Source organism: Rhizobium leguminosarum (genome assembly GCF_002953715.1).
GTDB classification, from domain to species: Bacteria; Pseudomonadota; Alphaproteobacteria; order Rhizobiales; family Rhizobiaceae; genus Rhizobium; species Rhizobium leguminosarum_V.
The window spans coordinates 21,834-46,035 of record NZ_CP025017.1; the positions used below are offsets into that span (position 1 = coordinate 21,834).

Here is a 24,202-nt window from a genome sequence, read left to right on the forward strand (position 1 = left end):
GCGCGGCGCTATAGGTCGGCACAGCGCTTGTTGAATTGCCGGCGGCCGACAGCTACAGTATCTGGTACGCCATAATACGATTCTTGCATTCGGCTGCCGCGGCGGAAGTTGAGCGTGCAAAGTCCAACACTGAGGTAGAGAATGAGCGGTGCTCTGAAGGACGCAATTAGAGTTGAGCGTCCTGCAAAGACCTTGCGGGAATTGGCGCTAGACAAGGTCCGCGAAGCCATCGTCAACGGATATTTCCGTCCCGGAGATCGCCTTGTCGAGCGTGACCTCTGCGCCCAGCTCGGCGTCAGCCGAACAGTTGTGCGCGAGGTTCTGAGACATTTGGAATCGGAAGGGCTTGTCGCCAATCTGCCGAACAAGGGGCCGATCGTTGCGCAGCTCGACATCGACGAAGCCAAACAGATCTATGAGATCCGTGGCGCGCTGGAAGGCATGGCGGCGCGGCTGTGCGCGGAGCGCCGCAGCCCGGAGATCGTCGCTGCGCTGGAGGAATCTCTGGCCGGGATCCGCAACAGTTACCGCGACAACGATATGGCGGCTGTGCTGACGAACACCTCTTCCTTCTATCATACGCTGTTCACCATGGTTGACAGGAACGTTGCCTGGGGTGTCGTCAATCTCCTCACCGTGCGCATAAACCACCTGCGCTCGATGACGATCAAGACGGAGCGGCGCAGCATCGAAGGGCCGCTGCAGATGTCGAAGATCGTCGACGCCATCCGCCGCGGCGACGGCGAGGGGGCTTACCGGGCGGCGATGGATCACGTCGCCGCCGCGAGCGCGATCGCCGAAGCCGTGCTGTCGGCGAAGAAGCCTGCCGACTAGGGTCTGTTGAGATTCAGGGTTTCACCGATGGACGCATCATGATTCAAGCTCCTTTTGAAGAGTTTGAGGATGATTCGCACAGATTTGCCGGATAGGCAGTGGGAGAAGATAGCTCCCCGTTGCCATGGCAAGGACACCGACCCCGGTCGCAGCGGCGGCAACAACCGTCTCTTTCTTGAGGCAGTCCTCTGGAAGGCTCGAACCAACAGTCCCTGGCGCGTTAGCCCCGCGTCGGTAAGCGGCGCGAGCCTCGAACTTCAGGTGCTTCCAGCATCTCCGATGCGCCGCTCGACGCCCACTGGCGCCTCGCAGAGGCAGTGTAACGCGTGCTCAAGGGTGTGGTCCGCCTCGTCTCGGCCCTGGTACGCCGCCGGTGCCGGAGAACAACTTTCACCGGATCAAGGGCCGTAAAAGCACCTTACCGGATTTAACCGCACCTAACCCCCATCTAGGGGAGAAAAGTATAAGACTTACTCCATCGCTGCACTCGTAATGCAAGGCACGGAGGAAGTCATGAGTAAGGGAAAAGTCGTGGTTCTTGGGTCGAACGCGACCCGGATCGAGACGAAGGGCGGTTATTGGGGCGTCACCGGCCAGTATCTCAATGAGACGGTCGTGCCGGCGATGGCCCTGATCGAAGCCGGCTATGAGGTGGTGCTTGCGACGCCGGACGGAACACCGCCGACGATCGACCGGGCGTCGGACGCAGCCGCACATTTCGGCGGAGACGAGGCGGCTTATGCCCGCGCGAAGGACTACTACGCAAACGACCCGTCGATGAAGGCGCGCACCCTGCGCTCGGTACTCGATGAAGGACTGGACAGCTATGTCGGCCTGCACATTCCCGGCGGCCAGGCGCCGATCGTCGACCTGATGCAGGACCAGGAGATCGGCGAGATCCTGCGCCACTTCCACGAGCATTCTAAGCCCACCGCGATGCTATGCCACGGCCCGATCTCTGCCGTTGCGGCAATGCCCTATGCGCGCGAGTTCCGCGCGGCGCTGATCGCCGGCGATCCCGAGAAGGCGAAGGAATGGGCCAAGGGCTGGCAATATGCGGGCTACAAGATGACGGTCTTTTCGGCGACCGAGGAGAAGGTCATCGAGGACACCATCCTGCACGCCAAGATCTATTTCGACATGCCGCTCGCGCTAAACCTTGCGGGCGGCATCGTGAGCACCACGCCCGTCGACTTCGACCCCTATGTGATCGAGGATCGCGAATTGATCACCGGGCAGAATCCCCGTTCGGATCATCCGATTGCCGTGGCCCTGATCGCTGCGTTGGACCGGAAGCGCGCTGCAGCGTGACACGGCAGTGGCGCGTGGCCGCCTCGAAGCTCCCCGACGGCGATGGCTATCTCGCCGCGCTCATCAACTACCGCTTTATGGCCAATGGTGGTGGAGCACCGACGGGACAGTCGAAAAACTCCTCGCCGCGGCCGAATAGGCGGCTCAACTCAGAGATTGATGGAGACACTGATGAAACGGTCAATTTGGAGATTACTCGCTGCCATGATCGCTCTTGCTCCGGTCGCCTCCGCCGCCGCGGAGAAGCCAGTCTCGATTGCGCTTGTGCATGGAGCGTTCGTCGACGCCTCCGGCTGGCAGCTTGTCTACAACATGCTGTCAGCGGACGGATATGAAGTCCTGGTTGTCCAGAACCCCACGATCACCTTGGATGGTGATGTCGCGGCGACCAAGAGGGTCATCGCGAATGCCAAGCATCCGGTAGTGCTTGTCGGCCACTCCTACGGCGGGGCTGTAATTACCGAGGCCGGCGCAGACGCAAAGGTCAGGAGCCTTGTCTATATCGCTGCCTTTGCACCGGCGGCGGGAGAGTCGGTGTTTGATCTGGCGACTGCGCCGACGCCAGGCGAAGAAGGGGCTCCGCTGCTACCGCCGAGCGACGGTTTCATCCTTGTCGATCCAGCGAAGTTTCCCGCCGCTTTCGCCGCCGACGTCGATATCTCGACGACGCGGTTTATGACTGCAGCTCAGGTGCCTTGGGGGCTCGAGGCCGTTCAGACCAAGATAACAAGCCCAGCCTGGAAGCAGAAGCCGAGCTATTTCATGGTGACTGCGCTGGATCGCATGGTTCCACCGAGCCGACAGCGCTCCATGGCCGCGAGGGCTGGCGCGAAGGTTATCGAAATCCAGAGCAGCCATGCGGTGATGCTATCGCATCCCAAGGATGTCGTCGACTTCATCACTAGCGCTGCGGCCGGGCCAAAGTAGCTATGGTGCCCGGACTACTGCCGCCGTGCCGCGACGAGTGAAGCAAGACGGCCGTCTTGGCTCACTGCGTGGAGATTTCCTTCTAAATATTGGAATCGACCTCGCGCTCAGCTGCAACTAATTATGGAGATGAAAATGAACCGACTGATCATTTCCCTGGTGCTTGCTACCGTCAGCCTGGCGCAGGTTCCTGAGGCGTTCGCCGCTCCGGCTCAGAACTCAGCGGCCAGTCCCCGGACGCCAATCACCGTCTTCTATCGTTCGACCAAGATCGATGGCGTCGACATGTTCTATCGTGAAGCCGGCCCGGCCGAGGGCCCGGTCGTGCTGCTTCTGCACGGCTTCCCGACATCCTCGCACATGTTCCGCAACCTCATTCCGCTGCTGGCAGATCGCTATCACGTCATCGCACCCGACTATCCGGGCTTCGGTCAGAGTGATGCACCCGATCACACCAAGTTCGCCTACACCTTCGGCCACTATGCAGACATGGTCGATACGCTGATGACCCAACTCGGCGCCAAGAAATATGCGATGTATCTCATGGATTACGGCGCACCGGTCGGCTACCGTCTGGCTCTCAAGCACCCGGAACGGGTGAGCGGGTTGATCGTCCAGAACGGCAATGCCTATGAAGAAGGCCTGCGCGAGTTCTGGGATCCGATCAAGGCCTACTGGGCCGACGATTCGAAAGAGAGGCGCGAGGCGCTCTCCAATCTGGTGGTCCTCGAGACCACCAAGTTCCAGTACACGGACGGCGTCAAGGACCTCACCCGCATCAGCCCCGACAACTGGGTTCACGATCAGGCCTTGCTCGACCGGCCGGGCAACAAGGATATCCAGCTCGATCTCTTCCACGATTACGGCACGAACGTCCCGCTCTACCCGCAGTTCCAGGCCTTCTTCCGCGAACGCAAGCCGCCGACGCTGATCGTCTGGGGTAAGAATGACAAGATCTTCCCGGAGCACGGCGCACATCCTTACCCGCGTGATCTTCCAGACGCTGAAATGCACCTCCTCGACACAGGCCATTTCGCCCTTGAAGACAAGCTGGATGAGATGGCGCCGCTCATTCACGATTTCCTCGATCGAAAAGTCGCAAGGCGTTAATCGGGAGTCATTGGCCACGCCCCGGCGCTCATTTCAGGCGGACACTGCAACACTTCCGCTCGCTTTGGACGCTGGCCAACTGGGGGCTCGGTATCAACTGCCACAGCCTTGATTGGCTTATGTCGGAGATTGAAAGGCTTAGTCCATGTCATCGCACGTTAAGATCACAGCAATCCTTACCTCTCGGCCAGACAAGGCAGAGAAGCTGCAGGCACTGCTTCTCGGAATGGCGACGGACTGCCGAGCAGAGCCGGGCAATCTGCGATGGGATATTTGGCAGGACCAGTCTCGTCCCGACCGGTATGTTCTCGATGAACTGTATGTGGATGGCGCAGCCGTCGCAGCACACCGTGAGACCCACCACTATAAGAACTATCTCGCGCAGATCGGTGACTTAGCAGACCGCACCGCGTTGGTGTTGAGTCCGATCGAGGTCGGGCATGCGCGTGTTTAACACTATATTTGCGAGATCGGGACGAGCCTTCCAGAGGCGTAACAGGGCAAACGCATGCTTAATCTCACGCTCGATCTCCGATACCTGAGAATGAGAATGTTAGCCACTATGCTATGGGGAACAAGCGATGAGCTGGCACCGGGTGCGATATAAGAAGGTCAATCTCGGTGAGGTGGAAATGTTTTATCGCGAGGTAGGTGCTGAAGCAGCGCCTGTTCTGCTGCTGCTTCACGGCTTCCCAACGTCAAGCCACATGTACCGCGATCTCATTCTCCAACTCGCGGAAAGACACAGGATAGTAGCGCCGGACCTTCCAGGGTTTGGATCAACAAAGGCACCCGCGCGTGGTGCATACGCCTACACGTTCGGCAATCTTTATAAGGCCGTCTTGGCGTTGGTGGACACGCTGAAGCTTGAACGGTTCGGACTGATGGTTTTCGATTATGGCGCGCCCGTCGGTTTTCGTTTAGCCGCGGCATATCCGAACCGAATTTCCGCCATCATCACGCAAAACGGCAATGTCTACGAAGTGGGATTAAGGGAGGCCAACATACGGCCCATGCGGGACTATTGGGAAAATCCCAGCCCAGCGAATCGCGATGCGCTGCGTTCGTTCCTCACCGTAGACGCCACACGGTTTCAGTACACACATGGCGTGCCCGAGGACAAACTCGAACTCGTCAGCCCCGACGCGGTTGCGCACGATCAGGCTATTCTCGACCGCGATCCGGAAGTGCAACTCGACTTGTTCGGCGACTATAAGTCGAACATCGCTCTCTATCCACGCTGGCAAGAGTATCTGCGGGCGGCGAGGCCGCCTGTTCTAGCCGTTTGGGGAAACGGAGATCCCTTCTTCGCCCCGGCTGGCGCACATGCCTTCCGCAACGATGTTCCCGACGCCGAGATTCATCTCTTCGATACGGGGCACTTTGCCCTGGAGACTGACGGACCGGAAATCGCAGCGCTGATCAGGGATTTTCTAGGTCGTAAGGGCTGCTAGGAGTTCGAGAATGAAGCGCGCAGGTGAAGGACGATCAATGGATCAGTCTGGATCGAAAGATAAGACGTTAATGATCTGCGGAGAGCTCCTTCACGAGCCGTTCAATGACTTGGGCAAGGAAGAAGTAACCGCCTAAATATCGCTGGGTCACATCGCGACTCTAGAAATACGGGACCTCTCTTCGCTACTATGTCGCACTACAGGACCACCACCTATTCTCAAGGAGCATATCCATGTCCTTTCCGGGAATCCACCGCGTCGTCACCGGACATGATGCCGATGGCAAATCTATTGTCGCGATCAACGGCCCGCTGCCAACAGTCGTCGAATTGAATGCTATTCCCGGGATGATCTTCCACGAGGTTTGGGAAACGCGCGGCACACCGGCGCAAGTGGACAATGGTGCCGATCCGACCACCGGTGCGCTGATGCACCAGCCGCCGAAGCACGGCACCCGCATCCGCTTCGTCGACATGCCGCCAGACGCCGAATACCTTGCCGATGGCACATTGCAGAGAGCTGTTTAATGAGGTCAATGACCCCGGCGGTTTGACTGTAAAGTCAGATTCGCCGCACCCGATGATGCACCGGAGCGAGGCCATTGACTATGGCATCGTTATCGAGGGTGAGATGACGCTGATGCTCGACGATTCCGAAGTGCTGCTCAAGCCTTACAGTGTCGTAATCCAGCGCGGCACCAACCACGCGTGGGCGAACCGCTCTGGCAAAATGTGCCGCATGTTGTTCATTCAAATAGACGGACAATATGAGCCGTCGATCGCTGCGGCGCTTGCGCGTCGTTAAGCCGACGCCGATGCTCTGCTTTTGCGCCGGCTCGGGGAAATTCTTTAGCAGGGAATCGAAGGCAGGCCGCTCGAAGGTCGGATCACGGCCGAGTTCTTAAGAGTGGCCTCGATTTCTCTGGGGAGTGCTGAGCGAGCCGAGGATGTCGGCGGCGGCAACAAGGTCGCGCGTCTCGAACCCCTCCGTGAATTCGCTGAATATAGGCAATAGCATCTGATAAGCATCGTCGGCCCTCGACTGAGCGCACCAGAGGCGTGCGAGGTCGAGGGCCGTACGCAATCGCCATGACGAGGCACCGATTGCCTGCGCAAGTGTCATTGACTTTTTGAGTTGCATCTCAGCCCTGTCCGCCTGGCCTTGGGCAAGCAGAATGGAGGCTTGGACTTGCGAGACCTCGGGCAGGCACCACAGGTCATTTTTCGCATCTGCTCGGTCAAGCGCGGCTCGGATCGTAGTCTCCGCGTCGCCAAGACGCCCACGCCGGGCTTGGAAGTCTGCGAGGACGCTTAGGTAGAAGGGCAATCGCGCTAGGTGCCTCGTGGAGTGGAATTCCGCAATGGCCCGCTCGAGGTCGTCAATACGTTGGGCCGCATCGTCGCCTTGCGCGCATGCTAGCGCCGCACGATAGAACATCGCGACTGGACGCCGGACGTCGAATCCGTGCCGCCTCGCTTGGTCATCGAGCATGGTGACATAACGACCACACTCGTCATAATGTCCTGCCCAATAGAATACCGGACAGACCCATGAGAGCGCATTGCCCAGTGAAAGGTGATGCTTGGTCTTGGACGCGTAGTCGACCGTTGCCCGCGCGGTGTCCAGAGCGATGTCTGGTGAACCCGTCAACCATTGTGCATGCGACAATAGATTCGTCACATCGACAATCCTATCGGAGAGGTATCGCACGTGCCGCCTTAAGCGTTGGGTATCGCTGATGTCTTCCAGATTGAGCAGGTGACGACGTTCGAAGCGTTGCCGGACGTCGTGGAGCTGGCCGATGAAGAGTTTGCCGATCCCGAGGGCCACTTCCGCCTCCAACACGGCGGAAGGGACCTCCGCGGCTGCAACCGAGGCGAAGGTCTCAAGCGTGCGGACCGCGGCGTCGTTCTCGCCGCTGAAAAGTTCAAACACTCCGATCAACCGAAGGCAACGAACACGGCAATCGGTGTCGCCAATCTGAACGGCGATGTCCAACGCCCGTTGCATGGCGTCTCTCGCCTGAGGCATAAGGCCCTGCGTGAACATGGTAGCGCCACCAAGCCACACCTGAAGCTGCATCTCAAACACGCTGCCGGCGAGTCCCGCCGGGCCAAGTTCTTCAATCGCCTGCGAAACATGAACGCGGCATTCTTCGGTGAGCGACAGATGGTTCCAGAGCAGGAGTCCAGCGACGGTCAGCCGGATGCGCAGAGACCGGTTCACTGTATCCTGAGATGCCCACGCTAACGCACCACGCAAATCGTCGAGTACACGCCCATAGGCGGCTTCCCATTCACGGGCAGGGCGCTCAGCCCATTCGGCCGTGGCCCGCTCGAGCACCGTGCACACATGCTCCGCGTGGCGTTGGCGAATTATCTGATCCTCGCCGCTGACCCGCAGTCGTTCGAGACAATAAGCTCGCGTTGTTTCAAGGAGACGATAAGCGACGCCGTCGGTGTCGACATCAAACGCAAGCAAAGACTTCGCCGCAAGCTGTGCCACGGCGTCCGCCGTTTCGGCGAGAGCGACGTTCGACACTGCCGAAGCGCCTTCGATATCGAAAAGACCTGCGAAAACGGATACAGCGCGTAGCAGCGCGGTCTCGCTTTCCGTCAGCAGGCCGTAGCTCCAGTCGAGCGTTTCAATCAGGGTGCGATGCCGCTCCGGCCCCGCCCGCCGCCCGACAAGAAGGCGGAATCGATCATCGAGTTGCTTCAACAGACCGCCGACTCCGAATGCATCGATGCGTGTCGCGGCAAGTTCTATTGCAAGCGCCAGACCATCAAGTCTCCGGCATATCTCGGCAGCGGCCGGCGCATCGACGTCATGCAACTCAAACAGTTCGAAGCTGTCGGTTGCTCGGTCCACAAAAAGCTCAATGGCAGGGAATGACAGTGCTTCGGCGGCGCTCAGCCGAGACGAGCGCGGCGGCGCGCCTAATCCCGGCAGCCTTCGCACGCGTTCCCCTTTCACTCGAAGTGGTTCTCGGCTGGTGGCGAGGATCCTCACGCCGGCAACTTCAGCCAGGAGGCGGTCTGCGCAGGACGCCGCAGCGTCAATGATGTGTTCGCAACTGTCGAGCACGAGCAACACCTCGCGATCGCGCAAGGATTCACACAGGCTGGCAAAGGCGTCTGCAGAATGGACCGCCAGGCCGAGCGCCGTCGCTATGGCGTTGGGCGTTAGGGCCGGGTCCTGCAGAAGCGCCAGATCAACAAACCAGACGCCATCCTTAAACGCCTTAAGTTCGTGCTCGGCGACAGCGAGCGCCACTGTCGTCTTTCCGATACCGCCGGCGCCAACGACCGACACCAGGCGGGATTCTCCTAGATCCCGTCGAATAGCATCAATCGTATCTGCCCTTCCAAAGATCGTCGACGTCGCAATCGGCAAATTGTGATTGCGTGGTGTTGGCGAACGAAAGGGCGCCGCAAGGCCCGATGATCCATGTCTCTGGACGGGAGAAGTGAACTGATATCCGCGCCCTGTCACGGTCGCGATATATTTCGCGGCGCCGGGTCCGTCCCCAAGCGTTCGCCGCAACGCCGCCATGTTGACCTTGAGGTTACCTTCGTCAACGATGATGTTTGGCCAAGCGCGAGCCATTAACTCGCGTTTGCTTACAAGTTCGCCAGGCCGCTCAACTAGTGCCGTCAGGATATCCAGCGCGCGGCCTCCTATCCGAACGGGCGCCTCGCCTTGCAAGAGCAGTTGGCGCTCGGGAATCAGCATGAACGGCCCGAAGGAGTAGGACCGCGAAGGCCGCTCGGCGAGGTCGCTTGTCATAGTTCCTTTCCTTCGAAAATTCCCTCTTGGTACGAATGAAAATTTAAATAGCACTTCGGTAAACAGTCATGCAGGGGGCAAACCAACATCTCGCCACATCTGGAGCTATACGGCTCATAAGGCCATTCGTGTTCCCCCTCTGAGTATCGATGCGATAAACCCGGTCGATCGACTAAGCGAGGCCACGGATCACGCTACCAATAGGATGGCGCGGCGAAGAAGTATTCCTAAGATGTTGATGAAATGAAGCAAGAAATTTCCGAATTTTGGTAGAGATGAATTCGTATCAAGAGCAATCCAACTATAATAGTCGCCCTGCGGTGTTTTGACTAGAGCATGATGCCGAAACGTGTAAGCGGCTTTCGGATGACATCCTGTTCTAGGCGCGGCGGAGACTGCTGCGGTCTTCGTCAGCGGTGGATGGCAAAGCGCCGGCACCGAGCATCTGCCGATGTCACGCCAGCAGGCGCAATCACATTCCCAGGAATTCAGCAGCCCCCGCACTCCAAGCTTGACACCCAACTTTGCTCAATGTGATGGTATTCCATATTAAATAATATGGGCGGTATCATATGAACTGGAATGGTCATGACTTCCGGATTCGGCCTGCGCCTGGGGCCTCGCCGGGTTGTTTGTCAGTTGACAACGCACTGAAGGACGAAAGCGCTGCGCGGAGCGTCGAGAGCGTAGGCGCCACCGCCTCGGCCAGAATCTGCCGTCGGAAAGCCGACTTGACACTCATGTATTATGGTATACCATAATACATAATTGAGAAATGAGGTGTTCGATGGCCATTCAAATTCGCAAGACGGGACTGCAGATCGAAACGACGCTGATCGAAGGCGGCAAGGCCGCGGCGGTTCCGTTGAAGCTGTTTACCGCCTTCGCGGTCGTGAAGAATCCCTGGGCGGGCCGCGGCTTTGTCGACGACCTCAAGCCCGAAATTCACGCAGGCGCTCCGGTGCTCGGCGAGTTGCTGACCAAGATGATCATCGATGCGGTCGGGTCCGGCGATGCTGTCGAAGGATATGGAAAGTCCGCTGTCGTCGGCCTGGACGGCGAAATCGAACACGGGTCCGCGCTCATCCACACGCTGCGCTTCGGCAATTTTTATCGCCAGGCCGTCGGCGCCAAGTCCTATCTCGCCTTCTGCAACACACGCGGTCCCGCCAATGCGCCGATCATGATCCCGCTGATGGACAAGAACGATGAGGGCCGCCGTTCGCACTACCTGACCATCCAGACGTCGATCCCCGATGCGCCCGCTGCCGACGAGATCGTCGTGGCTCTCGGGGCTTCGATAGGCGGGCGCCCGCATCACCGTATCGGCGACCGCTACCAGGATCTGAAAGACCTGGGGCAGGACGTTGCCAATCCTGCGGGCGTTTGAAGGAGCGCTCTGAGATGCTGACAGCCGGATCGACCACACGCACCGCTGCAGCAACAAACGCCGCCGGTGCCTTGCCCCGAAAGACGACGGCAAGTGGAACGGCCTATCATGAGGCCGGCAGCGGTGAACCGCTGGTACTCATTCACGGCGTCGGCATGCGGCTTGAGGCCTGGGCTCCGCAGATCGCATTCCTGTCTGCAGGCCATCGCGTCATCGCTGTTGACATGCCGGGACATGGGGAGAGCGCAAAGCTGCCGGTGGGCAGTCGGCTCGAGGAGTTCGTCGCCTGGTTTGGACGCTTTCTCGACGAGATGGCAATAGACACCGCAAATGTTGCCGGGCACTCGATGGGCGCACTGGTTTCAGGAGGGGCGGCCGCGACCTTTGGCGAGCGTATCAGCCGTGTCGCCTACCTCAACGGCGTCTACAGGCGTGACCCTGAAGCAAAGGCCGCCGTGCTTTCGCGCGCCGCGGCCATTCCGGTATCGGGCGTCGACAAGGAAGGTCCTCTGGCCCGCTGGTTCGGCGATGATGCAGACAGCGTGACTGCGCGTGAATTGACGCGAAAATGGCTGAACCTCATTGATCCCCAGGGATATGCCGTTGCCTACGCCGCCTTCGCGGGAGGAGACGAGACCTATGCTGACGGCTGGAAAGACGTGTCTGGCCCGGCCCTGTTTCTGACGGGGTCCGATGATCCGAACTCGACGCCCTTGATGGCAACGCAAATGGCAGAGCTCGCGCCGCGGGGCTACGCTCGCATCGTCGAAGGCCATCGTCATATGGTGAACCTGACCGCGCCTGATATCGTAAATTCGCTGCTCGCTGAGTGGCTGTCGTTCGGGGAGGATGAACGATGACAATCCAGACTGTCGACCCAAGAGCGCTGCGAGATGCATTCGGAGCTTTTCCGACCGGGGTGACTGTCGTCACCGCCTGTGACGGGGATGGAAATCCGATCGGATTCACGGCGAACTCCTTCACCTCCGTCTCGCTCAATCCACCGCTTCTCCTCGTCTGCCTTGCCAAGACGTCACGCAATTTCGCCATCATGACCGGTGCGCAGCATTTTGCGATCAACGTGCTTTCGGAAACGCAGAAAGACGTGTCGAACACCTTTGCTCGACCGGTCGAGGATAGATTCGCGGCGGTCGAGTGGGCGAGGGGATCGGCAGGCTGCCCGATATTCTCAAGCGTGGCGGCCTGGTTCGAATGTGCCATGGAGCAGGTCATCGAGGCTGGCGACCACGTCATCTTGATGGGGCGCATCGAAGCTTTCGACAATAGCGGCCGCAACGGTCTCGGCTATGCGCGTGGCGGTTATTTCACGCCGACGCTCGCAAGCAAGGCAGTGTCCGCGGCAAGCGAAGGCAATATGGAACTTGCGGCCGTTGTCGAGCGGCGCGGGGAAGTTCTGCTGCTCGGCGAGGATGTGCTCTCCCTGCCAAGTGTCGACGCCCATGACGGCAGCCCGACCGAGGCACTGCAAAAATACGTGGAGGCGCTCACCGGGCTGAAGGTCAGCATCGGCTTTCTCTATTCGGTTTATGAGGGCAAGAGCGACGGCAAGCAGCACATTGTCTATCACGCCGTTGCCGGAGAGGGCGAGCCTGCCGGTGGCAGGTTCCTGAAGCCTGACGCATTGGTTGCGGCAAAGTTCAAGACCAGTTCGACTGCCGATATCGTCAACCGTTTTGCGATGGAAAGCTCGATAGGAAATTTCGGCGTCTATTTCGGCGACGAGACCGGCGGCACTGTTCACCCAATTCCAGCCAAGGACGCAAAAGCATGAAGTTCTCCCTCTTCGTCCATATGGAACGGCTTGACGCCAGCCAAAGCCACAAGAGCCTCTACGAGGAGTTCGTCGCGCTCTGCGAGATCGCCGACAAGGGCGGCATGCATGCGATCTGGACGGGCGAGCACCATGGCATGGATTTCACCATTGCGCCCAACCCTTTCGTGACCATTGCCGATCTTGCGCGCCGCACATCGCGCGCACGGCTTGGGACAGGGACGGTGATCGCCCCCTTCTGGCATCCGATCAAGCTTGCCGGCGAGGCGGCCATGGCCGATATCATCTGCGATGGACGACTCGACATCGGTATCGCGCGCGGGGCCTATTCCTTCGAATACGAGCGTCTGCTGCCCGGACTCGATGCCTGGGGTGCTGGCCAGCGCATGCGCGAGCTCATCCCGGCGGTCAAGGGCATATGGGCCGGCGATTACGCGCATGACGGGGAATTCTTCAAGTTTCCGTCGACCACGTCGGCGCCGAAACCGCTGCAGCAGCCGAACCCGCCCATATGGGTGGCGGCGCGCGATCCAAACTCGCACGAATTTGCCGTTGCCAACGGCTGCAACGTTCAGGTGACGCCGCTATGGCAGGGCGACGACGAGGTTCAGTCGTTGATGGAGCGCTTCAACGACGCCTGCGCGAAGAATCCCGATATCGAGCGGCCCAAGATCATGTTGCTGCGCCATACCTATGTCGGCTCGTCGGAGGACGATGTCGCCCAGGCGGCCCATGAACTGAGCACCTACTACAATTATTTCTTTGCCTGGTTCAAAAATGAGAAGCCGGTTACCCAGGGTCTGATCGAACGGATCCCGGACGAACAGATCAGAGCAAACGCGATGCTGTCGGATCAGGTCATGCGCACCAACAATGTCGTTGGCGACGCTGAGACTGTCATCGACCGGCTCAAGGCGTATGAAGCGCTCGGCTACGACGAATATTCCTTCTGGATCGACACCGGGATGAGCTTCGAGCGCAAGAAGGCGTCGCTCGAACGCTTCATCACCGAGGTCATGCCAGCATTTCAGGAGTGAGGCCATGCGGCGTTTCCAGCATTACATCGACGGCGAATTCTCGGATGGCGAGGCCAGCTATCCGAGCATCGATCCAGCCTCCGGCGCGGTCTGGGCTGATATGCCCGAAGCGCGCGAAGGGGATGTCGATCGGGCTGTCAACGCGGCCGACAGGGCGCTTTACGAGGGCCCCTGGTCGAAACTGACGGCCACGCAACGCGGCAAGCTGCTCTACAAGCTGGCCGACCTGGTTGCCGCCAACGCGCAGATCCTCGCAGAACTGGAGACCCGCGACACCGGCAAGATCATCCGTGAGACATCGGCGCAGATCGCTTATGTCGCCGAATACTATCGCTACTATGCCGGCATCGCCGACAAGATCGAAGGCGCCTACCTGCCGATCGACAAGCCCGACATGGATGTCTGGCTTCGCCGCGAGCCGATCGGCGTCGTTGCGATGGTCGTGCCGTGGAACAGCCAGCTCTTCCTGTCCGCGGTGAAGATCGGCCCGGCGCTCGCGGCCGGCTGCACGATGGTGGTCAAGGCCTCGGAAGACGGGCCAGCGCCGCTTCTCGAATTTGCACGGCTCGTGCACGAGGCAGGCTTTCCCTCCGGCGTGGTCAACATCATCACGGGTTTCGGCGCCTCCTGTGGCGCCGCCCTCGGCCGCCATCCGAAGGTCGCGCACGTCGCCTTCACCGGCGGACCCGAAACCGCCCGGCACGTCGTTCGCAACTCGGCCGAAAACCTCGCCTCCACTTCGCTTGAACTTGGCGGCAAGTCGCCATTCATCGTCTTTGCCGACGCGGATCTCGAGAGCGCTGCCAACGCCCAGGTCGCGGGCATCTTCGCCGCGACAGGGCAGAGCTGCGTTGCCGGATCGCGGCTGATCGTCGAACGCAGCATCAAGGACAAGTTCGTCGCCATGCTGCGTGAGAAGGCGGAGGCGATCCGGATCGGTACGCCGCTCGATATGGCAACCGAAGTCGGCCCGCTTGCCACCAAGCGCCAGCAGGACAATATCGGCGCCCTCGTCGCCAGGTCGATTGAAAGTGGCGCCCGCCTCGTCACGGGAGGACGCAAGATCGACGGCGACGGCTATTACTTCCCGCCGACGATTCTCGATTGCGACGATGTCGCCTCGCCGTCGCTGATCGAGGAATTCTTCGGGCCGGTCCTGTCCGTCGTGTCATTCGAGACGGAGGCCGAGGCGCTGCAGCTCGCCAACGATACCCGTTATGGCCTGGCTTCCGGCGTCTTCACCCAGAACCTGACCCGGGCGCACCGGCTGATGAAGGGGCTCCGTGCCGGGATCGTCTGGGTCAACACCTACCGCGTGGTATCACCGATCGCGCCGTTCGGTGGTTTCGGCCTGTCTGGCCATGGCAGGGAAGGCGGCATGGCCGCGGCTCTCGACTATACCCGTACCAAGACGATCTGGCTCAGGACATCGGACGATCCGATCCCCGATCCCTTTGTGATGAGGTAGCGCCGATGTTTTACGAGATCCGCACCTATCGGCTGAAGAACGGCACGATCCCGCAATATCTCAAGGTCGTCGAGGAAGAGGGGATCGAGATCCAGAAGAGCCATCTCGGCATGCTCGTCGGTTACTTCTTTTCGGAGATTGGGACGATCAACGAAATCGTTCACATCTGGGCCTTTGCGAGCCTGGACGACCGGGAGGCGAGGCGCCAGAGGCTTTTGGCCGATCCCCGGTGGCAGGCCTTCCTGCCCAAGATCCGCGATCTCATCGAGGTGGCGGAAAACAAGATTATGAAGCCAGCTAACTTTTCTCCCAGGAGCGAGGCGCACTGACGGCATAAGGCATACCCGTAGGACAAACCAGAACAAGGATAAGGGAACATGAAAACAACATTTGCTTTCGCGGCGGTTGCCGCATTCGTGGCTGTGTCCGTACCGGCGCACGCCGACAACATGGTCTTCTCGAGCTGGGGGGGAACGACCCAGGACGCGCAGAAGGCTGCATGGGCCAGCCCGTTCACGGAGAAGACCGGTATCACCGTTGTACAGGACGGGCCGACGGATTACGGCAAGCTCAAGGCGATGGTCGAGGCTGGCCAGGTCACCTGGGACGTTGTCGACGTCGAAGGCGACTATGCCGCCCAGGCCGGCAAGAATGGCCAGCTCGAGAAACTCGATTTCTCCGTCATCGACAAATCCAAGCTCGATCCGCGCTTCGTGACCGATTATTCGGTCGGTAGTTTCTATTATTCCTTCGTGATCGGCTGCAATGCCGATGCCGTCAGCGCCTGCCCGAAGACCTGGGCGGACCTGTTCGACACAACTAAGTTTCCGGGAAAGCGCACATTCTACAAGTGGTCGGCTCCCGGCGTGATCGAAGCGGCGCTGCTTGCCGACGGCGTGGCCGCCGACAAGCTCTATCCGCTTGATCTCGACCGCGCCTTCAAGAAGCTCGATACGATCAAATCGGATATCGTCTGGTGGTCGGGCGGTGCACAGTCGCAGCAGCTTCTCGCATCCGCCGAGGCTCCCTTCGGCAGTGTCTGGAATGGCCGCATGACCGCGCTTGCGGCGAGCGGTATCAAGACAGAGACCTCATGGGAACAGAACATCACCGCTGCGGATTCGCTCGTCGTGCCGAAGGGTTCGCCGAACGCGGAAGCCGCGATGAAGTTCATTGCAATGGCGACTTCGGCCGAACCGCAGGCCGCCCTTGCAAAAGCGACCGGTTATGCACCAATCAACGTTGACTCGGCCAAGCTGATGGATCCGGAGACGGCCAAGACCCTGCCGGATCAGCAGACGGCCAGCCAGGTGAATGCCGACATGAACTACTGGGCGGACAATCGCGATGCCATCGGCGAGAAGTGGTACGCCTGGCAGGCGAAGTAGCCTGAAACTTGAGAACGGGCACGGCGGCGGTTCGCCGTGCCCCCGCAGCGTCGGTGCCCGTTTGTTGGACCTCGGCCCCTGCGGAATTTGACGGGTGGGAAGGACTGTCATGTCGACATATAGCGATGCCTCCGGCGCAATTGCGCCCCTGCCAAAGGTGCGCAGGGCAACAGGGTTCGGCGGGGTCCTTCCGGCTCTCGCCTTCGTGACGATCTTTTTCATCGCGCCGGTAGCGGTGCTCTTGTTGCGAAGCGTTCTGGAACCCGTGCCGGGCTTTGGAAACTATGCGCAGCTGATCGGGTCCGCGACCTATCTCAAGATCTTCGCCAATACCTTCATCGTCTCGGGTCTCGTCACGGTGATTTCGCTGCTGATCGGATTTCCCGTTGCCTGGGCGCTGGCAATCATGCCCGGGCGCCTGACGTCGGTGATCTTTGCGATCCTGCTCCTGTCAATGTGGACCAACCTGCTTGCCCGCACCTATGCCTGGATGGTGCTTTTGCAGCGGACGGGGCTCATTAATAAGATGCTGATCGGAATGGGGCTGATCGACAAGCCCTTGGCCCTCGTCAACAACCTGACCGGGGTGACGATCGGCATGACCTATATCATGCTGCCCTTCATCATCCTGCCGCTCTACGGCGTGATCAAGAAGATCGACCCGTCGACCCTGCAGGCGGCAGCACTTTGCGGCGCCAACCGGTGGCAGTGCCTGACCCGTGTCCTGCTGCCCTTGGCCATGCCGGGCATGGCGGCTGGTGCCCTCATGGTCTTCGTCATGTCCCTTGGTTATTTCGTCACGCCGTCGCTTCTCGGCGGCACCGCGAACATGATGCTCGCAGAGCTGATCGCGCAATTCGTGCAGTCGCTGGTCAACTGGGGAATGGGAGGTGCTGCGGCGCTGGTTCTCCTCGTGGTCACCCTGTCGCTTTATGCCGTGCAACTACGCTTCGTCGGCAACCAGAACCCGGGAGGACGTTGACATGTTGCTCAATTTCGACCGCCTCGGCTGGTGGAAATACATCCTGCTGACGATAACGGTTCTGACTGCGGCCTTCCTGCTGCTGCCGATCGTCTTTATCGCCGCCCTGTCCTTCGGCTCCTCGCAGTGGCTGATCTTTCCGCCGCCGGGCTGGACGTTTCAATGGTACAGCGAGCTCTTTGCCGATCCGCGCTGGCTGGAATCGGCCTGGACGAGCTTCAAGATCGCGGTCATCGTGACGATCCTGTCGGTGCTGCTCGGGCTCGTGACCTCCTTCGGGCTGGTGCGCGGTTCGTTCCTGTTCCGCGATGCGCTGAAAGCGCTGTTCCTGACGCCGATGATCCTTCCCGTCGTGGTCCTTGCGGTTGCCCTTTATGCCTTCTTCCTGAGGATCGGCCTTGGCGGCACGTTGGTAGGCTTCGTCATTTCGCACCTCGTTCTTGCGCTGCCCTTCTCGATCCTCTCCATCTCAAGTGCGCTGGAGGGCTTCGACAAGTCGATCGAGGATGCGGCGGTTCTGTGCGGGGCTTCGCCTCTGGAAGCAAAGATCAGGGTCACCCTGCCTGCGATCAGCCATGGGCTGTTTTCGGCGGCCGTCTTTTCGTTCCTGACATCCTGGGACGAGGTGGTGGTGGCGATCTTCATGTCCAGCCCGACCCTGCAGACGCTGCCGGTAAAAGTATGGGCGACGCTGCGGCAAGACCTGACACCGGTTGTCGCTGCGGCGTCGACCCTTCTCATCCTTTTGACGATCATCTTGATGGCGCTGGTTGCTGTCGTGCGTAAGGTACTGAAACAATGAAAGAACCATTCCTTCAGATCCGCGGAATACGCAAGGAATACGGCCCGGTGGTCGCCGTCCACGACGTCAATCTCGACGTTCGGCGCGGGGAATTCCTGACCTTTCTCGGACCGTCCGGATCCGGGAAAAGCACGACGCTCTACATCCTCGCCGGTTTTGAAACTCCGACGAAAGGCGACATCACACTGGAGGGCAAGACCCTGCTCGACACGCCGTCGCACAAGCGCAACATCGGCATGGTGTTCCAGCGCTACACCCTGTTTCCGCACCTGACGGTGGGCGAAAACATCGCATTCCCGCTGAAGGTCCGGCGCAAGTCCAAAGCCGAGGTCGACAGCAAGGTGAAGGAGATGCTGCGTCTCGTCAGGCTCGAAGGCTTCGAGGATCGCAAGCCCGCACAAATGTCCGGCGGCCAGCAGCAGCGCGTCGCCCTTGCCAGAGCCCTTGCCTATGATCCGCCGGTGCTTCTGATGGACGAGCCGCTGTCGGCGCTCGACAAGAAGCTGCGCGAGGAAATCCAGCATGAGATACGCCGGATCCATCAGCAGACCGAAGTAACGATCCTCTATGTCACGCACGACCAGGAGGAGGCGCTGCGGCTCTCCGACCGCATCGCCGTCTTTTCCAAGGGCGTCATCGACCAGATCGGGACGGGGCCGGAACTCTACGCCAATCCTCGGACCCGCTTCGTTGCCGAATTCATCGGCGACAGCGACTTCATTTCATGCGACCTGCTGTCATCCTCCGATGGGCAGGCCACCATTTCGCTTGGCGGCGGGAGCGTCTTCAATCATATTCCGGTGCATGGAAAAGGAACCTCCGGGACGAGGGCAGCCCTGATGCTGAGGCCAGAGCGCATTCGGTTGTCGCGAAACCAGGCGGCGGGAGCGGGTCTTGCCGCAACGGTCAGCGACATTACCTTCCTCGGCAACAATATTCACGTCTCGACCGAGACGGTGACGGGCGAGGCACTGGCGGTTCGCCTGCCGTTCGGTCACGAGGCTATCGCCGGGCTCAGCCGTGGCGATATAGTCCATCTGAATTTCGATCCCGGTGCCGCTCACGTATTCTGTTGAAAGTTGTCATATGAAGCTCAATGATCCCTCGCTGTTCCGTCAGGCATGCCCCATTGCCGATCGCTGGATCGAAGCGGAAGGCCGCAAGGCGGCGACGGTCCGCAATCCGGCGACAGGCGAGCCGCTGGGGGTGGTCCCCGACCTCGGCGCCGCGGAAACGGAAGATGCCATCCGCGCCGCGGTCATCGCCCAGAAGCTTTGGGCGAAGAAGACCGCCGGTGAGCGCGCCGCCGTTCTCAAGGCATGGCACCGGCTGATGATCGAAAACCGCGATGATCTGGCGATGATCCTGACGCTGGAACAGGGAAAACCCCTGGCCGAGGCCAAGGGGGAGATCACCTATGGTGCGAGCTTCATCGAATGGTTCGCCGAAGAGGCGAGACGCATCAACGGCGAGGTCGTACCGGGACATCAGCCTGACAAGCGGATCCTCGTGCTGCGCCAGCCCGCAGGCGTAGTGGCCGCGATCACGCCCTGGAACTTTCCGAACGCGATGATCACCCGCAAGATTGGCCCCGCGCTTGCCGCCGGCTGTGCCGTGGTTCTCAAGCCGGCGCTACAGACGCCATTCTCCGCCATTGCGATCGCCGTTCTCGCTGAGCGCGCCGGCCTACCGCCTGGGCTTCTCAACATCGTCACGGGTGATGCAGCGGCAATTGGCGGGGCGCTGACGGCAAGCCGCGACGTTCGGGTTCTGACATTCACGGGCTCCACTCGGACTGGCGAACTGCTTTACCGGCAATGCGCGCCGACGATCAAAAAGCTCGGCCTCGAGCTTGGCGGCAATGCACCCTTCATCGTCTTCGACGACGCTGATCTCGATGCTGCCGTCGAAGGCGCGCTCATCGCCAAGTTCCGCAACAACGGCCAGACCTGCGTCTGCGCTAATAGGCTTTATGTCCAGGACGGCGTCTACGAGGCGTTTGCCGCCAAGCTCGCCGCGGCCGTTTCGGGCTTGAAAGTCGGCAACGGTCTCGACCGTGACGTCGTGCTTGGCCCGCTGATCGACGACAATGCCGTCGCCAAGGTCGAAAGCCATATCAGCGATGCCGTTTCAAAGGGTGCCGGGATCGTCTTAGGCGGCAAACGCCACGCGCTCGGCGGCCATTTCTTCGAGCCGACGATCCTGCGCGATGTTGCTGCCGGCATGCAGGTCGCCCGCGAGGAAACCTTCGGGCCGCTTGCACCGCTTTTCCGTTTCCGCGACGAAGAGGACGTCATCGAACAGGCAAACGACACCGAGTTCGGGCTCGCTTCGTATTTTTACGCCCGCGATCTGTCGCGGGTATTTCGCGTGGCCGAAGCCCTCGAATATGGGATGGTCGGCGTCAATACCGGTCTTGTCTCCACGGCCGAGGCTCCGTTCGGCGGTGTGAAAATGTCGGGTCTCGGTCGCGAAGGGTCGAGGCACGGATTGGACGAATATACCGAGCTCAAATATGTATGCCTCGGCGGCATTGCCTGATCTGGTCGATGCTTGCGCCTCGTCGCAGGGAAGACCGGATGCCTCTCGTCAGCATCGCCATGTATGTCACATCGAAGCCGCTCGCGGATGCGACGGCCGAGCTGTGGTCGTTCCTCCGGCATTATCTCTCGAATGCCGGCCTCAAGGACTTGCCTGAAAGGCTCGATCAGACGGTTCCCTACGATGAAGCCTGGCTGCGGCCGGATCTGCTTCTGTCGCAGGCATGCGGCTATCCCTTTGCGAAGAGCCTGCGCGGCAGGGTCCGCCTGGTGGCGACGCCGATCTATGACCATCCCGGCTGCGACGGCCCGTTGATGCGCAGCTTCATTGTCGTCGCCAAGGATTCTCCCGTTTGCTCGCCCGAGGATTTGCGGGGCACCACGGCTGCGATCAATAGCCCTGACAGCAATTCCGGCAGCAATTTCTTTCGCGCGGCGGTCGCGCCGCTTGCCGACAGCGGCCGTTTCTTTGGCCGGATTATCGAAACGGGCAGCCATCGCGGCAGCATTGCTGCCGTTGTCGAAGGCAGGGCGGAGAGTGCGGCCATCGATTGCGTCACCTATGCGAATATTCGCCGCTTCGATCCCGGCCATCTCCACGCGATCCGCATCATTGCCGAAACGCCCAAAGGCCCGGGTCTGCCATTCATCACCTCAGGCGATGCATCGGACGACAGAGTCCTGTTCCTGCGAAATGCGCTTAGCGCCGCGATCAAGGAGCCATCGCTGGCCGCTATGCGCGCTACACTCGGGCTCGTTGATTTTTCAGTGCTTTCCGAAGCCGACTATGCGCCGCTTCTATCATTGGCCGGCGATGCATTGCCACAAATGAGAGCTTGAGTTTTCCGAATTCCTATCCGTCCCGCAAGATGACGGAGGCACGAACCATCAGTTTCCGATCGCTGCGATGATGCCGATCTCGACAGTGAATTCCGGCCCGGCGAGCTTTGCTTCGACGGTGGCGCGCGCCGGCGCATGGCCCGAAGGCACCCAGGCATCCCAGACGATATTCATCTCTTCGAACTCGGACATGTCAGCAAGCCAGATCGTCGCGCTGAGGATCCGTGTCGGATTGCTGCCCGCGCCTTCCAGAAGCCGCGTAATCCGCGCCAGGATGTTGGTCGTCTGTTCGCGGACGGAGGTGCCCGGCGCGTCGATGGCGACCTGGCCTGCGAGAAAGACAAAGCCGCCACAGGTCACGGCCTGGCTCATCCGCTTTCCGGTTTCGTAGCGTTCGATCTGCATGCTCAACCCCCTGAATTAATCCCTATGCGCAATCTTCTGGCGTTCGGCGCGTCGCTGCAGCCATTGGATCGTGGCGAGGAACAGCGTCGAAAACAGGATGAGGAGCGTGGCGACGGCGGCGATCGTCGGGCTCAGCGTTTCGCGCACGCCGCTCCACATCTGGCGTGGCAGCGTGCGTTCTTCGGAACCGGCGATGAACAGTGCAATCACCACTTCGTCGAATGATGTCACGAAGGCGAAGAGGGCGCCGGACGCCACCCCCGGCGCAATGACCGGCAGCATGATGCGCAACGTCGCTTCAACAGGGGCTGCGCCGAGACTGGATGCCGCCCGCATCAGATTGTGATCGAAGCTTGCGAGCGTCGCGGTCACGGTGATCACCACGAAAGGGGCGCCGATCGCCGTATGCGCCAGCACCAGCCCGGTCAGGCTGTTGAGCAGCCCGACGGCCGCGAAGGCATAGTAGATGCCGACCGCCGAAACGATGACCGGTACGATCATCGGCGAAATCAGAATGGCGGTCAGCGCTGCACGCGCCGGGCAGGAGGGCCGGCTGAGGCCGATCGCGGCAAGGGTGCCGAGAAAGGTCGACAGAAGCGTGGCGAAGACGGCGACGATGATGCTGTTTTTCAGCGCCAGCTGCCAGACGTTGGAATCGAAGAATTCGCGATACCAGCGGAGCGACAGGCCGGGCATGGGATAGGTGAAGAACGGCTCGGCATTGAAGGAGAGCGGCACGATCGCCACGATCGGCGCGATCAGAAAGAGGATCACGAGGCCGCCAACCAGCCACAAGAGGATCGAAAACAGCCGCGGGAAAGAAAGGAAATTCGTCATCAGCCTATCCTCAGCCGGTCGATGCCGACGATGCGATTGTAGACGGCGTAGAGGATCAGCACCGCCACCAGCAGGATGGTGCTCAAAGCCGCCGCCATGCCCCAGTTGGTGACCTGATTGGAGTAATAGGCGATGAAATAGCTCACCATCTGGTCTCCCGGCCCGCCGACCAAAGCCGGGGTGATGTAATAGCCAAGCGCCAGGATGAAGACGAGCAGCCCGCCGGCGCTGACACCAGGCATGCTCATCGGCAGGTATATGCGGAGAAAGGCCGATATCGGCGGCGCGCCGAGTGACGAGGCGGCACGCAGATAGACTGGAGGTATGCTCTTCATGACGCTATAGATCGGCAGCACCATGAAGGGCAGCAGAATATGGGTCATGGCAATCAGCACGCCGATGCGATTGTAGATCAGGTCGAGGGGATGCGCGGGGTCGATCAGGCCGAGCCAGATGAGCGCCGAGTTGATCACGCCGCGTCCCTGCAGCAGGACGACCCAGGCGCTGGTGCGAACCAGAAGCGAGGTCCAGAACGGCAGGAGCACCAGGATCAGCAGCGTATTGGCTACCGCCCCTTTCGACCGGGCAATCAGGGCGGCGAGGGGATAGCCGAGAAACAGGCAGATCACGGTGACCGAAGCGCTGACGATGAATGTGCGGATCAGGACATCGACATGCACCGCATTCTCCGCTGAGACCCTGCCGATGGCGCCTGACGCGTCGCGCTCCAGGTCGAGCGAGGCGAGCAGGTAATAGTCGGTGAAGGGCGGCGATGCGTTCTTGATGAGCGTCCAGTAGTGCGGCGTCTCCCACTTGGGATCGATGGCGACAAAAGCGGCCTTGTAGGGCGGCTTCGCGTCGCGGATCGTGCGGGCGGTTTTCAAGAGCATCGAGCGCATGCCCGTCTCGTAATAGTTGAGACGCTTGGCCACCTCGGCGATCTGGTCGCGCGGCGATTGTTTCAGATCGGTGGCAAAGGCGGCAAACAGCGCTTCGTCGGGCGCAGATTGTTCATCCCAGCCGGAAAGAGCCGACATCGTGTAGGGCAGGGCGGCGGAAGCCGCCCTGTTGTCGACCGCGCGCGTCAACAACAGGACAATGGGCAGGACGAAGACGAGCAGTAGGAAGATCAACAGCGGCGCGACCAGCAGCAGCGCCCTCAGCTGCGCCTTGCTTTTCGCACTGCCGAGGCTTTTCACCCGCGTGCGGGCGGCAATCATCGAGCCGTCGCCTTCATTCATTGTCGCGATCACCATCGCTCATGCCTTCCTGCGGTAGAGAAAGGGGCGGACGAAG

General features: G+C 60.4%; 22 protein-coding genes and 2 pseudogenes. 20 read left to right on the plus strand and 4 right to left on the minus strand.

The window, feature by feature from the left end:
* Positions 1 to 141 precede the first annotated feature (141 nt).
* The 8 genes and pseudogenes from CUJ84_RS36610 (at position 142) to CUJ84_RS36645 (ending at position 6,440) form a co-directional block, all read left to right on the plus strand.
* Positions 142 to 834: a GntR family transcriptional regulator gene (locus CUJ84_RS36610; RefSeq protein WP_105010315.1), complete on the plus strand. Its 693-nt coding sequence runs from the start codon at positions 142 to 144 to the stop codon at positions 832 to 834.
* Positions 835 to 903: 69 nt separating this feature from the next.
* Positions 904 to 1,062, plus strand: a pseudogene (locus tag CUJ84_RS39140) (transposase); the annotation flags it as partial.
* A gap of 285 nt (positions 1,063 to 1,347) precedes the next feature.
* Complete coding sequence (locus CUJ84_RS36620) at positions 1,348 to 2,145, plus strand: DJ-1/PfpI family protein (protein ID WP_105010503.1); 798 nt, start codon at positions 1,348 to 1,350, stop codon at positions 2,143 to 2,145.
* A gap of 171 nt (positions 2,146 to 2,316) precedes the next feature.
* Positions 2,317 to 3,072, plus strand: a complete 756-nt coding sequence (locus tag CUJ84_RS36625; RefSeq protein ID WP_432444943.1) for an alpha/beta hydrolase — start codon at positions 2,317 to 2,319, stop codon at positions 3,070 to 3,072.
* 135 nt (positions 3,073 to 3,207) lie between these two features.
* On the plus strand, positions 3,208 to 4,182 hold the full coding sequence (locus tag CUJ84_RS36630; protein ID WP_105010317.1) for an alpha/beta fold hydrolase: 975 nt from the start codon (positions 3,208 to 3,210) through the stop codon (positions 4,180 to 4,182).
* 145 nt (positions 4,183 to 4,327) lie between these two features.
* Positions 4,328 to 4,636 (plus strand): putative quinol monooxygenase, encoded by a 309-nt coding sequence (locus CUJ84_RS36635; protein ID WP_105010318.1) that lies wholly within the window; start codon positions 4,328 to 4,330, stop codon positions 4,634 to 4,636.
* Between the two features lie 127 nt (positions 4,637 to 4,763).
* The gene (locus tag CUJ84_RS36640) at positions 4,764 to 5,636 is read left to right on the plus strand and encodes an alpha/beta fold hydrolase (protein ID WP_105010319.1); all 873 of its coding nucleotides are present in this window, start codon (positions 4,764 to 4,766) and stop codon (positions 5,634 to 5,636) included.
* 233 nt (positions 5,637 to 5,869) lie between these two features.
* Positions 5,870 to 6,440: pseudogene (locus tag CUJ84_RS36645) on the plus strand (cupin domain-containing protein).
* 96 nt (positions 6,441 to 6,536) lie between these two features.
* Here the strand turns inward: CUJ84_RS36645 and CUJ84_RS36650 are convergent.
* Complete coding sequence (locus CUJ84_RS36650) at positions 6,537 to 9,371, minus strand: ATP-binding protein (RefSeq protein WP_245457673.1); 2,835 nt, start codon at positions 9,369 to 9,371, stop codon at positions 6,537 to 6,539.
* 841 nt (positions 9,372 to 10,212) lie between these two features.
* Here CUJ84_RS36650 and CUJ84_RS36655 point away from each other — a divergent pair.
* The 12 genes from CUJ84_RS36655 (at position 10,213) to CUJ84_RS36710 (ending at position 21,664) form a co-directional block, all read left to right on the plus strand.
* The gene (locus CUJ84_RS36655; RefSeq protein WP_011654276.1) at positions 10,213 to 10,815 is read left to right on the plus strand and encodes an amino acid synthesis family protein; all 603 of its coding nucleotides are present in this window, start codon (positions 10,213 to 10,215) and stop codon (positions 10,813 to 10,815) included.
* 14 nt (positions 10,816 to 10,829) lie between these two features.
* Positions 10,830 to 11,675 carry an alpha/beta fold hydrolase gene (locus CUJ84_RS36660; RefSeq protein WP_105010321.1) on the plus strand — a complete coding sequence of 282 codons (846 nt, stop codon included), beginning with the start codon at positions 10,830 to 10,832 and terminating at the stop codon, positions 11,673 to 11,675.
* On the plus strand, positions 11,672 to 12,607 hold the full coding sequence (locus tag CUJ84_RS36665; RefSeq protein WP_105010322.1) for a flavin reductase: 936 nt from the start codon (positions 11,672 to 11,674) through the stop codon (positions 12,605 to 12,607). The genes CUJ84_RS36660 and CUJ84_RS36665 overlap by 4 nt, the downstream gene beginning before the upstream one ends.
* Entirely contained in the window at positions 12,604 to 13,644 is a 1,041-nt protein-coding gene (locus tag CUJ84_RS36670; RefSeq protein WP_105010323.1) for an LLM class flavin-dependent oxidoreductase, read from the plus strand. Before CUJ84_RS36665 ends, CUJ84_RS36670 begins: the two co-directional genes overlap by 4 nt.
* 4 nt (positions 13,645 to 13,648) lie before the next feature.
* Positions 13,649 to 15,112: an aldehyde dehydrogenase gene (locus CUJ84_RS36675; RefSeq protein ID WP_105010324.1), complete on the plus strand. Its 1,464-nt coding sequence runs from the start codon at positions 13,649 to 13,651 to the stop codon at positions 15,110 to 15,112.
* A gap of 5 nt (positions 15,113 to 15,117) precedes the next feature.
* A complete protein-coding gene (locus tag CUJ84_RS36680) occupies positions 15,118 to 15,441 on the plus strand; it encodes an NIPSNAP family protein (RefSeq protein ID WP_105010325.1) in 324 nt (107 codons plus the stop codon).
* 48 nt (positions 15,442 to 15,489) lie between these two features.
* Complete coding sequence (locus CUJ84_RS36685) at positions 15,490 to 16,500, plus strand: polyamine ABC transporter substrate-binding protein (protein ID WP_105010326.1); 1,011 nt, start codon at positions 15,490 to 15,492, stop codon at positions 16,498 to 16,500.
* A 109-nt stretch (positions 16,501 to 16,609) separates the two neighbouring features.
* A complete protein-coding gene (locus CUJ84_RS36690) occupies positions 16,610 to 17,482 on the plus strand; it encodes an ABC transporter permease (RefSeq protein ID WP_105010327.1) in 873 nt (290 codons plus the stop codon).
* 1 nt (position 17,483) lies between these two features.
* Positions 17,484 to 18,284 carry an ABC transporter permease gene (locus tag CUJ84_RS36695; protein WP_072381793.1) on the plus strand — a complete coding sequence of 267 codons (801 nt, stop codon included), beginning with the start codon at positions 17,484 to 17,486 and terminating at the stop codon, positions 18,282 to 18,284.
* On the plus strand, positions 18,281 to 19,360 hold the full coding sequence (locus CUJ84_RS36700; RefSeq protein ID WP_105010328.1) for an ABC transporter ATP-binding protein: 1,080 nt from the start codon (positions 18,281 to 18,283) through the stop codon (positions 19,358 to 19,360). Before CUJ84_RS36695 ends, CUJ84_RS36700 begins: the two co-directional genes overlap by 4 nt.
* A gap of 10 nt (positions 19,361 to 19,370) precedes the next feature.
* Positions 19,371 to 20,825, plus strand: a complete 1,455-nt coding sequence (locus tag CUJ84_RS36705) for an NAD-dependent succinate-semialdehyde dehydrogenase (protein ID WP_105010329.1) — start codon at positions 19,371 to 19,373, stop codon at positions 20,823 to 20,825.
* 38 nt (positions 20,826 to 20,863) lie between these two features.
* Positions 20,864 to 21,664 (plus strand): phosphate/phosphite/phosphonate ABC transporter substrate-binding protein, encoded by an 801-nt coding sequence (locus CUJ84_RS36710; protein WP_105010330.1) that lies wholly within the window; start codon positions 20,864 to 20,866, stop codon positions 21,662 to 21,664.
* A gap of 48 nt (positions 21,665 to 21,712) precedes the next feature.
* Here the strand turns inward: CUJ84_RS36710 and CUJ84_RS36715 are convergent, their stop codons facing one another.
* From CUJ84_RS36715 to CUJ84_RS36725, 3 genes are read right to left on the minus strand one after another with little or no spacing between them, the layout of a single operon-like run.
* On the minus strand, positions 21,713 to 22,069 hold the full coding sequence (locus tag CUJ84_RS36715; RefSeq protein WP_105010331.1) for a RidA family protein: 357 nt from the start codon (positions 22,067 to 22,069) through the stop codon (positions 21,713 to 21,715).
* Between the two features lie 15 nt (positions 22,070 to 22,084).
* A complete protein-coding gene (locus CUJ84_RS36720) occupies positions 22,085 to 22,906 on the minus strand; it encodes an ABC transporter permease (protein WP_105010332.1) in 822 nt (273 codons plus the stop codon).
* A complete protein-coding gene (locus CUJ84_RS36725) occupies positions 22,906 to 24,162 on the minus strand; it encodes an ABC transporter permease (RefSeq protein WP_105010333.1) in 1,257 nt (418 codons plus the stop codon). The genes CUJ84_RS36720 and CUJ84_RS36725 overlap by 1 nt, the downstream gene beginning before the upstream one ends.
* Positions 24,163 to 24,202: the final 40 nt, after the last annotated feature.

What these genes read in the sequence shown, in the direction of transcription:
- CUJ84_RS36610 (WP_105010315.1), top strand. Translation starts at nt 142, where the DNA reads ATGAGCGGTGCTCTGAAGGACGCAATTAGAGTTGAGCGTCCTGCAAAG.
- CUJ84_RS36620 (WP_105010503.1), top strand. Translation starts at nt 1,348, where the DNA reads ATGAGTAAGGGAAAAGTCGTGGTTCTTGGGTCGAACGCGACCCGGATC.
- CUJ84_RS36625 (WP_432444943.1), top strand. Translation starts at nt 2,317, where the DNA reads ATGAAACGGTCAATTTGGAGATTACTCGCTGCCATGATCGCTCTTGCT.
- CUJ84_RS36630 (WP_105010317.1), top strand. Translation starts at nt 3,208, where the DNA reads ATGAACCGACTGATCATTTCCCTGGTGCTTGCTACCGTCAGCCTGGCG.
- CUJ84_RS36635 (WP_105010318.1), top strand. Translation starts at nt 4,328, where the DNA reads ATGTCATCGCACGTTAAGATCACAGCAATCCTTACCTCTCGGCCAGAC.
- CUJ84_RS36640 (WP_105010319.1), top strand. Translation starts at nt 4,764, where the DNA reads ATGAGCTGGCACCGGGTGCGATATAAGAAGGTCAATCTCGGTGAGGTG.
- CUJ84_RS36650 (WP_245457673.1), bottom strand. Translation starts at nt 9,371, where the DNA reads ATGCTGATTCCCGAGCGCCAACTGCTCTTGCAAGGCGAGGCGCCCGTT.
- CUJ84_RS36655 (WP_011654276.1), top strand. Translation starts at nt 10,213, where the DNA reads ATGGCCATTCAAATTCGCAAGACGGGACTGCAGATCGAAACGACGCTG.
- CUJ84_RS36660 (WP_105010321.1), top strand. Translation starts at nt 10,830, where the DNA reads ATGCTGACAGCCGGATCGACCACACGCACCGCTGCAGCAACAAACGCC.
- CUJ84_RS36665 (WP_105010322.1), top strand. Translation starts at nt 11,672, where the DNA reads ATGACAATCCAGACTGTCGACCCAAGAGCGCTGCGAGATGCATTCGGA.
- CUJ84_RS36670 (WP_105010323.1), top strand. Translation starts at nt 12,604, where the DNA reads ATGAAGTTCTCCCTCTTCGTCCATATGGAACGGCTTGACGCCAGCCAA.
- CUJ84_RS36675 (WP_105010324.1), top strand. Translation starts at nt 13,649, where the DNA reads ATGCGGCGTTTCCAGCATTACATCGACGGCGAATTCTCGGATGGCGAG.
- CUJ84_RS36680 (WP_105010325.1), top strand. Translation starts at nt 15,118, where the DNA reads ATGTTTTACGAGATCCGCACCTATCGGCTGAAGAACGGCACGATCCCG.
- CUJ84_RS36685 (WP_105010326.1), top strand. Translation starts at nt 15,490, where the DNA reads ATGAAAACAACATTTGCTTTCGCGGCGGTTGCCGCATTCGTGGCTGTG.
- CUJ84_RS36690 (WP_105010327.1), top strand. Translation starts at nt 16,610, where the DNA reads ATGTCGACATATAGCGATGCCTCCGGCGCAATTGCGCCCCTGCCAAAG.
- CUJ84_RS36695 (WP_072381793.1), top strand. Translation starts at nt 17,484, where the DNA reads ATGTTGCTCAATTTCGACCGCCTCGGCTGGTGGAAATACATCCTGCTG.
- CUJ84_RS36700 (WP_105010328.1), top strand. Translation starts at nt 18,281, where the DNA reads ATGAAAGAACCATTCCTTCAGATCCGCGGAATACGCAAGGAATACGGC.
- CUJ84_RS36705 (WP_105010329.1), top strand. Translation starts at nt 19,371, where the DNA reads ATGAAGCTCAATGATCCCTCGCTGTTCCGTCAGGCATGCCCCATTGCC.
- CUJ84_RS36710 (WP_105010330.1), top strand. Translation starts at nt 20,864, where the DNA reads ATGCCTCTCGTCAGCATCGCCATGTATGTCACATCGAAGCCGCTCGCG.
- CUJ84_RS36715 (WP_105010331.1), bottom strand. Translation starts at nt 22,069, where the DNA reads ATGCAGATCGAACGCTACGAAACCGGAAAGCGGATGAGCCAGGCCGTG.
- CUJ84_RS36720 (WP_105010332.1), bottom strand. Translation starts at nt 22,906, where the DNA reads ATGACGAATTTCCTTTCTTTCCCGCGGCTGTTTTCGATCCTCTTGTGG.
- CUJ84_RS36725 (WP_105010333.1), bottom strand. Translation starts at nt 24,162, where the DNA reads ATGGTGATCGCGACAATGAATGAAGGCGACGGCTCGATGATTGCCGCC.